Raw genomic sequence first — 8,161 nt, 5'->3', positions numbered from 1 at the left:
GAACAAATTCTCCAAGTTTCAGTTCGCAGGTAACCGATGAAGTACGGGTCATTATGGAAAAAGATTTAAAGTATGAGGTGACACCAACATCAACCGTTTTAGAAGGCGACATCGACGATTTGTGGGAAGCGGCCAAAGAAATGCACCAAAAAGCACTCGAAGTGGGTCCGGAACGAATCATTACCAATATTAATATTGACCATCGTACGGATAAACAAATGGATATGGATCAGCAGATTGAAAAGATTGAGAAACATATGGGTTAGGAAATCTCCTTCCAAGCGGTACCATATATGTATCCAGTCAAATGAAATACTTCAACTATTGGTTCTTTTGATCGATTATTTCAAAAGGACAAATAAGTAATCAGGCCTCTACGATCCAAGACATATTTTATGTTTTGACGTAGAGGCCTTTTTTCTAAATATAGGTGCCCCTAATAAACGGAGCTTAATCGGATTCCTTCCTCCACTAACCTGCCGTTACTTGAATAAAAAAAGATCGCAGCAGCGATCATTCTTGAACTCAAGCACCCGTTTAAGTACATTGGATCACAAACCTATATCAACCAATGAACTTATTATTCGGCGGCATTAGCATTCCTTTTGGTTAGAGAAATACTATAATTAAACTATTATGAAAAATTAGCAATAACTTATTCCACCTAAATTCATTTAATCTCAAATGATATAAATGTGGATTATTTCCGGATATAAAATTTGAAGGCATTAGCCATTGATATTAACTTTCAGCTCCTTCAAATTGAACATCCCAATCATCTGTAATATCATCTGTTTCACAATCGTCAACTTCTGTATATAGGATGGAATCGACTGCAATTCTTTTTATTTTCATTCGCTCCAATTACCCTATCACCCCTTTAAACTTGGTTTATTTAACAAGTGATTCATTCGTACGTGGAATGTGCTTACGAAATTTCTTTTATTTCTTTCTTTAATATATTCTCATTCAAACAAGTTCGATTGTTCATTCTAGCGTTTTTATATAACAAAAAAGACTGCCGTAGCAATCCTAATTTGGCAACCCTAATTTAAATCGTAAAGAATTGTTTGACAATTAACTCCTTGTTACAATAAATTCCAATAAAAGCACACAAATTCGTTGATGAGAAAAAGTACCGTTTCGTCTTGATCCACAGAGAGCTGACACTTTGGTGCAAGTCAGCGTTCGAGTGTTACGTGAATATCCCCCAGCATAGATGACAAAGAGCGCGTTGGCTGTTCCAAAATCTGAGTCAGACCCACAGTGTCCTAAAGCGCTAGCACATTGAGAGTCTGACCCTATCCCCTTTATTCAAACATGTTAATTCCATGAAATTCTTGATATTTTCTATTAGTCTTTGTGTTTTGTGTCTATGTATTGTTTCCAAGCGGTAATCCCGCCATCAAGTAATGTAACTTGGTAATCCTTTTTGGATAAAATTTCCGCACATTTCCTGGCGGAATTTCCGGTTGTACAAGTAATGAAAATGTCACTGTTTTGGGGCAAAGATTGCAGCCCTTCTTCTCCATTCTTCTCAAGATCAAAGATTATATTCTTAGGGATATTCCGATTAATGATATTTGGATCTGTAATATGATAATCATTGTATTTTTCTTCAGCACGTACATCCAGGAGAAAGATTGGTTCATTATTTTGAAGTTTTTCATCAAGAGCTTTCGGCGAAATTATTTTAAGCGACATGTTAACTACTCCTTTATTTATTGAATTGAAAATTGGGGCAGACTCTCAGTTTAGTAAGGTGTACAGCAAAGGGGGAATGACCCCATAACTATCGTCCTTTGTACAAGTTTATGATACAAGATAGCACTTTTTCAAGGTTTTACTTCCTTCTTTGTTGTTTTTGGAATCAACCAAAGAATAATTTACTCATGCTATCTTTTCCAATCTATTTCTTAAGTTAGTAAAGCTTTCAAAAATACTTAGTCTTTGGTCAACAGTTAACATATACGATCCGAAATTTCATTTTGTCTATTTGATAAAACCCTTAAGGTATTGATAGAGTTCTTCTAATTCCTGCTCTTTTGCAACCACGCAATTGGGATACTGTTTAATTTCAGGAATGCTTGTTATTTTGAAATCGTTTGGCGAAGGGAGTCCAGATGCACAGATCACCAAATAATCAGCATAGTATATCAATCCTGTTAGGGCTGACATTTTAATTGTCATTTGTCCCATTGCTCTCCCGGCGAACAAACCTTTCATCGCACTTTTTCCGCCAGATCTCTCAATGATTATCTGAGTCTCGTCAACCATTACCTTTGTACCTGATTTAAAATCGAACGTTTTCATATATAATCTCCTCCCACTTTACTATAGTGGTTTTATTTTCCAGTTTCAACAAAAAAAGCCCTAATTTTAGCATATTAGAGCTTTTTTCCCTATCGAACACACCCAATAAACCCCATATACGACACATAGTCCTTCCTACCCCAAATCCTTAATTTGCTCTTCTTTGCAAGATTTTCATCTGTTTTATATAGGTTAAGATATTTATAGGGTGGATCCATAATATACGCCACCCGTGCATAACCTTCCTTGATCAGCGTTTCTTGAACAGACCGCCCATCCACGTACACATAAGCAAGCAGTCGACAGTATGCATCTCTATTCGTTCCCTCCTCAAGCTCTAACGATAGACTTCCTTCCTTTACCAACTCGTTATTCCTTTGAAAAGCTTCCGCTGCAAATGGCTGGACACACGTTCCTGGCTTTTTCGATTCAGGGGTATCGACCAGTAAATAACGAATGGTTTCAACCTTTCCCTTTACTCTTGCTTTAATCGTATCCCCATCGATGGTTTGAACTAGTGTAATAGGAATTTTCTCAGGAGCCTGATCCCTCACTTCTCCAGTAGGCACATCCTTGGCAGTATGGTTGACTTGACGATTTTCACCTGTGATTGTTTCTGAAGGATGGACAGCAAAAAGTGATGCTGCTACGATGAAGGCCCCTCCCGCTAATTTCTTTCTCATGTTCTACTCCTCCTTAGTTTCTCCCTTCCAAGGCAAGGTTTCTAACTTATCACTAAAACAAAAAACCTCCTCGTTCAAGGTTTTCTCGTGATTTCATGTTAGATGCGTGATTCCCACGATTGGGTCATCCGCTCTCTTCTATATAGAAATAAAAAGTGAAAAAGGACAGGGTAGGTCAAAGCGTAAATGTTGATATTTGATACCTGCCCGATTAATTGATAAAATTAGGATAAGAACAAACATTCGAAATTAGGTATAACCTACGATTATCTACATTCGTTGTGTAATCCTTATTCACGGGGCAGAAGAATCAAAATCTGATTGATAAAAGGAAGAAGAGTTATGACAAATAACATAAAACAGAGAAGAATAATTTTAGATTTAGCAGTTACGTTAGATGGGTTTATAGAAGGGAAAAATGGAGAGGTTGATTGGTGCATTATGGACCCTGATATGGGGTTCACTGATTTTTTGAATCAAATTGATACTATTTTATATGGTAGAAAAAGCTACGAATTATGGGGACAATATTTTCCAAAAAGTGAGAACTCTGATACCGAAAAGGAAATTTGGAAATTAGTTCATAGTAAAAAAAAATATGTGTTTTCCAGAACACAAAAAGAGCCTGATAATCATGCAATATTTATAAATGATAATATTCTTGAAGAAGTAAATAAATTGAAGAAAGAGTCTGGTAAAGACATCTGGCTATATGGTGGAGCAAGTCTCATTACAACTTTTATAAATTTAGGGCTTATTGATGAATTTAGATTATCTATTCACCCTGTTGTTTTGGGAGAAGGAAAACCGATGTTTGTTGATATAAAACAGATAATAAATTTAAAAATGGTTAATACAAGAACATTCTCGTCTGGCGTTGTGCAACTAATCTATCATTGGAATGGTGACTAATAATATCTCTCACCCCGAAGATAAATTATTTCACAGTAATACTCGACAGTAGTTTCACTTTTTCAACTAAGCGGGAACCCATTATTTATGGGTTTTTCCTTAATTATTATGGAATTATCAACATTAATATTGACAGAGCCAAAAAATAGCTATCCATTTGAATGAATAGCTAACGATAGAAAGTAATGTGCATTAAAAGCAATGACACAATATAACGTAATGCCGCAAAATTAATTCACTTATTTAGTATGATTAAGATTTAACCTGCTCTTGTGCCAATACAAATGAATTGCTTAATGTCCCAATCTCATTAATTTTACATTCAATAGTATCTCCGGCAGTGACAAACTCTGCTCCAACCGGACTGCCAGTCAGGATGACATCCCCCGGCTTAAGTGTCATCACTTTTGTCAGATAGGATACCATTCTTCGGATCGGAATAATCATTAGCTCTGTTGCACTATTTTGCTTCTCCACACCATTCAGTCTTGCTTCCACCTTCACAGAAAATGGATCTAATTCTGTCTCAATAACAGGCCCTAGTGGTGTGAAGGTATCAAAGGACTTACCAATGGTCCAATGCCCGTCCTGATGAAAAAATTGAGGAGCTGTTACATCGTTTCCAACCGTATATCCGAACACGTAATCCAACACATCTGATTCAGGAACATTTTTAGCTTCCTTACCAATGACAATGGCTAACTCTGATTCGAATTTCACCTTTTCGATCCCTTCTGGAATGATGATATCTTCCTCAGGCCCAATAACGGAGGATGTTGGTTTAAAGAAGAATACTGGAATTTCTGGAAGCTCTGAAGGTCGGTCTTCAAGTTTAGAAACATAGTTTGCTCCAATTCCAATAATTTGGTTTGGCTTTATAGGCGCCAGCTGTGTTACATCAGTCACAGAAAATATTTGTCCCGTATACTCCCAATCACCAAAAATATCTCCATTAATTTCTTGTATTGTGTTTTCAGATATCACACCTGTGTAAATGGAAGAACCTTGAGTAAATCTAGTGTATTTCATTGCGATACTCCCTCTCAAATAGTGTTTTCTAGTTAAATCTTTTTTCAAGCCACTCCCGTTTTGAAAGCAGCCTTGGATCCTAACTTTTCGGAAACGATTATTGTTTTACGGCAAACTTAGCCTTTGCTTCTGCACGTCTACGGTGAAGAATCGGCTCCGTGTAGCCATTTGGCTGATTATAGCCCTCAAAAATCAATTCGCAAGCGGCCTGGAAGGCAACAGATTCGTCATAGTTCGGAGACATGTTCCGATACAAAGCATCTCCTGCGTTTTGTAAATCTACTACTTGGGCCATGCGCTGCAATGTGTCAAGAATTTGCTCTTTCGTACAAATACCATGGTGAAGCCAGTTTGCCAAATGCTGGCTGGAAATTCGTAATGTAGCACGGTCTTCCATTAATCCCACATTATTGATATCTAATACTTTTGAGCAGCCAACGCCCTGGTCAACCCAGCGGACAACATAGCCTAAAAGAGTTTGACAGTTGTTGTTAAGCTCTTCCTGAATTTCCTCAGGAGTCCAGGATGTTTTTTTAACTACTGGGAATTGTAAGATATCCTCTCGAAAGTCTGCAGTCAGATGGAGCATTTGGTTCTGCACCTCTCTAACATCTACTTCATGGTAATGCAATGCGTGCAATGTCGCAGCAGTTGGAGAAGGTACCCAAGCTGTATTTGCTCCGGTTTTTACATGACCGATTTTTTGCTTCAGCATTTCCGCCATTAAATCAGGCATGGCCCACATGCCTTTGCCAATCTGTGCACGGCCTTTTAAACCGCTTGAAAGTCCAGCAATCACGTTTGATTGTTCATAGCTCTGAAGCCATTTCGATGATTTCATATCATTTTTGCGAATCATCGGGCCCGCTTCCATCGAAGAGTGAATTTCATCACCGGTTCTGTCAAGGAACCCGGTGTTAATAAAGACAATCCGTTCTTTCACCTGTTTAATGCATGCCTTTAAGTTCAAACTGGTTCTGCGTTCTTCATCCATCACACCGATTTTTAGCGTATTGCGCTCGAGTCCAAGCAATTCTTCCACGCGGTCAAAAAGATTATTGGCAAATGCAACCTCTTCTGAACCATGCATTTTAGGTTTAACGATATAGACAGAGCCCTTTTCCGAGTTTTGGTATGGCCCATTTCCTAAAAGCGTATGTTTGGCAATAAGACTTGAAATTACCGCATCCAAAATCCCTTCATAAACTTCCTCGCCGTTTTGATCTAAGATCGCACTATTGGGCATCAAATGTCCAACATTGCGGACAAATAGCAAGGAACGGCCTTTCAAGGTAATTTTCTCTCCAGCAGCAGATAGGTAATGGCGGTCCGGATTGAGCGTCCGTGTTATCGTCTTATGGCCCTTTTCAAAAGTGGCGGAAAGGTTTCCTTTCATGAGTCCTAACCAATTTCGATATACCTGCACTTTATCTTCAGCATCTACTGCAGCTACGGAATCTTCGCAGTCCATAATGGTTGTAATTGCGGATTCAAGGACAATATCCTTCACACCAGCCTCATCCGTTCTACCAATCAAATGATTCCGATCGATTTGTATGTCAAAATGAAGTCCATTATTTTTTAACAAAATGGCAGATGGGGCTTCCTTAGATCCCTGGAAGCCGACAAACTTTGCTTCATCTAATAACCCAGCTGTCGAACCATTCGTAAATGTCACCTTTAGTTTCCCATCTGCTACAGTGTAGGAAACGGCGTCCTTATGAGTGGCATCTATCAATGGAGCGGATTTGTCAAGAAAAGCCCTGGCAAAATCTATCACCATTGCACCGCGGACAGGATTGTAACCCCCCTCACGGAACGCGCCCCCTTCTTCACTGATGGCATCTGTTCCGTATAGGGCATCATACAGGCTCCGCCATCGTGCGTTAGCTGCATTAATGGCGTAGCGGGCATTATTGACTGGGACAACTAACTGCGGTCCGGCTTGGACAGTGATTTCGCTATCGACATTTTCAGTCGTAATCTCAAAATCTTCTACTTCCGGTTCAAGATAGCCAATTTTGATTAAAAAGGAATGATAGGATTGGAAGTCAAAGTCTTTACTGTTTTCGCGATACCATGTATTAAGTTTGTTTTGAATATCATCACGGACCGCCAGCAATTCCTTGTTTTTAGGGGATAAATCGCCGATTAACTCTTCAAAACCGAACCAAAATTGATTCTCATCCACCCCGCTTCCTGGAAGGGCTTCTGAATTAATAAATTCATAGAGTTCCAGAGCCACTTGAATTTTTCCTTTTTGTACATATTGTGTCATCGTACATATCCTCCTTTGGTTTCTTAAAAAATTTATGTAGAACCTAGATTATCAATTGATTTCAATAATTTTATAAAAATGGCGTGCCCAAACTGTTATTTGTTTAGGAACGCCATTTTTTTAAAAGTTATTTTAATAAATAACCAATTCTTTATGTCACGATGAGGCAAAACTCTTGCCGTTCAGATAATAAGCAGACTCCTGAAATGTGCTGAATGCGACTTCTACCTCTGGAATTTCGATTGCTTGAATACGTTTGGTTATAATTTTGGCAAATTGGTTTTGAATTTCCTGTCCGCGATCAAACCATTTTACTTCAATTAATGGATGGCAAGGAACTTCATGGCCATCATTTATATAAGTTGAATTGACAATTTCTAAGGTAAAATTATCGGTCCCACATGCACATAAATCTGCCAAATCTTGTACTAAAGAAGTACTAATCGTTTTAACCTGATCAACTGAAACTCCTCTAATGAATAAATGTGGCATACAAATCCCTCCTTTAACCAGATGATGAATTTTAAACACAATGTTCAAATTGACACGAATTTAACTATTGGCCATATCAAATCTACTAATGGAATAGCGATCAATTGGTATCGATGTTTCCCCATCGAGAATTAATTCAGTCATAAGCGTTCCTATTAGCGGCGATAGAGTTACACCGCTATGCGTTGCGGCCACATAAAGGTTTTCAATACCCGGGATATTCCCCAGAATAGGAAAACCATCTTCCGGCATGGCTCGAATTCCTGAAAAAGCGCGAACAACCTTGGCTTTTCTCAATTGCGGAACATAATGGACAGCCATATTCGCCGTTTCTTGAATGACATCCAATGTAGTTGCTCTATTAAAGCCTTCTTCTTCCATGGAATATCCGATTAATACCTCCCCATTATAGGCCTGTCTTAACCCGCTGATCGTATAATTTAAAAAAGGTTTT

The 8,161-nt window shown here is 38.4% G+C and carries 10 protein-coding genes; 2 read left to right on the top strand and 8 right to left on the bottom strand.

From position 1 onward, the window contains the following. The coding region (locus V7659_RS25455; protein WP_335542907.1) for an MTH1187 family thiamine-binding protein at positions 1-266 on the top strand (266 nt) is incomplete at its 5' end. A gap of 475 nt (positions 267-741) precedes the next feature. On the opposite strand, the gene V7659_RS25450 is transcribed toward V7659_RS25455, so the two are convergent. The 4 genes from V7659_RS25450 to V7659_RS25435 form a co-directional block, all read right to left on the bottom strand. Beyond that, entirely contained in the window at positions 742-864 is a 123-nt protein-coding gene (locus V7659_RS25450; RefSeq protein WP_335542906.1) for a hypothetical protein, read from the bottom strand. A 489-nt stretch (positions 865-1,353) separates the two neighbouring features. Continuing rightward, positions 1,354-1,704 (bottom strand): rhodanese-like domain-containing protein, encoded by a 351-nt coding sequence (locus V7659_RS25445; protein ID WP_335542905.1) that lies wholly within the window; start codon positions 1,702-1,704, stop codon positions 1,354-1,356. A 288-nt stretch (positions 1,705-1,992) separates the two neighbouring features. After that, on the bottom strand, positions 1,993-2,313 hold the full coding sequence (locus tag V7659_RS25440; RefSeq protein ID WP_335542904.1) for a hypothetical protein: 321 nt from the start codon (positions 2,311-2,313) through the stop codon (positions 1,993-1,995). Positions 2,314-2,402: 89 nt separating this feature from the next. Further along, complete coding sequence (locus V7659_RS25435; RefSeq protein ID WP_335542903.1) at positions 2,403-2,996, bottom strand: thermonuclease family protein; 594 nt, start codon at positions 2,994-2,996, stop codon at positions 2,403-2,405. Between the two features lie 342 nt (positions 2,997-3,338). On the opposite strand from V7659_RS25435, the gene V7659_RS25430 reads away from it, so the two are divergent. Beyond that, positions 3,339-3,908: a dihydrofolate reductase family protein gene (locus tag V7659_RS25430; RefSeq protein WP_335542902.1), complete on the top strand. Its 570-nt coding sequence runs from the start codon at positions 3,339-3,341 to the stop codon at positions 3,906-3,908. A gap of 252 nt (positions 3,909-4,160) precedes the next feature. On the opposite strand, the gene V7659_RS25425 is transcribed toward V7659_RS25430, so the two are convergent. From V7659_RS25425 to V7659_RS25410, 4 genes are all read right to left on the bottom strand, one after another. Then, complete coding sequence (locus V7659_RS25425; RefSeq protein WP_335542901.1) at positions 4,161-4,937, bottom strand: fumarylacetoacetate hydrolase family protein; 777 nt, start codon at positions 4,935-4,937, stop codon at positions 4,161-4,163. 97 nt (positions 4,938-5,034) lie between these two features. After that, positions 5,035-7,215: a malate synthase G gene (locus V7659_RS25420; RefSeq protein WP_335542900.1), complete on the bottom strand. Its 2,181-nt coding sequence runs from the start codon at positions 7,213-7,215 to the stop codon at positions 5,035-5,037. A 156-nt stretch (positions 7,216-7,371) separates the two neighbouring features. Beyond that, positions 7,372-7,707, bottom strand: a complete 336-nt coding sequence (locus V7659_RS25415) for a DUF1904 family protein (RefSeq protein ID WP_335542899.1) — start codon at positions 7,705-7,707, stop codon at positions 7,372-7,374. 60 nt (positions 7,708-7,767) lie between these two features. Further along, positions 7,768-8,161, bottom strand: a 394-nt coding sequence (locus tag V7659_RS25410) for an NAD(P)/FAD-dependent oxidoreductase (RefSeq protein WP_335542898.1), incomplete at its 5' end; no start/stop codon positions are given.

This window comes from Neobacillus drentensis (genome assembly GCF_036966985.1).
Classification (GTDB): Bacteria; Bacillota; Bacilli; order Bacillales; family Cytobacillaceae; genus Neobacillus; species Neobacillus drentensis_E.
The sequence above is the reverse complement of the archived record's forward strand: the minus strand, read 5'-3'. Positions and strand labels throughout refer to the sequence as shown.

What these genes read in the sequence shown, in the direction of transcription:
- V7659_RS25445 (WP_335542905.1), bottom strand. Translation starts at nt 1,704, where the DNA reads ATGTCGCTTAAAATAATTTCGCCGAAAGCTCTTGATGAAAAACTTCAA.
- V7659_RS25440 (WP_335542904.1), bottom strand. Translation starts at nt 2,313, where the DNA reads ATGAAAACGTTCGATTTTAAATCAGGTACAAAGGTAATGGTTGACGAG.
- V7659_RS25435 (WP_335542903.1), bottom strand. Translation starts at nt 2,996, where the DNA reads ATGAGAAAGAAATTAGCGGGAGGGGCCTTCATCGTAGCAGCATCACTT.
- V7659_RS25430 (WP_335542902.1), top strand. Translation starts at nt 3,339, where the DNA reads ATGACAAATAACATAAAACAGAGAAGAATAATTTTAGATTTAGCAGTT.
- V7659_RS25425 (WP_335542901.1), bottom strand. Translation starts at nt 4,937, where the DNA reads ATGAAATACACTAGATTTACTCAAGGTTCTTCCATTTACACAGGTGTG.
- V7659_RS25420 (WP_335542900.1), bottom strand. Translation starts at nt 7,215, where the DNA reads ATGACACAATATGTACAAAAAGGAAAAATTCAAGTGGCTCTGGAACTC.
- V7659_RS25415 (WP_335542899.1), bottom strand. Translation starts at nt 7,707, where the DNA reads ATGCCACATTTATTCATTAGAGGAGTTTCAGTTGATCAGGTTAAAACG.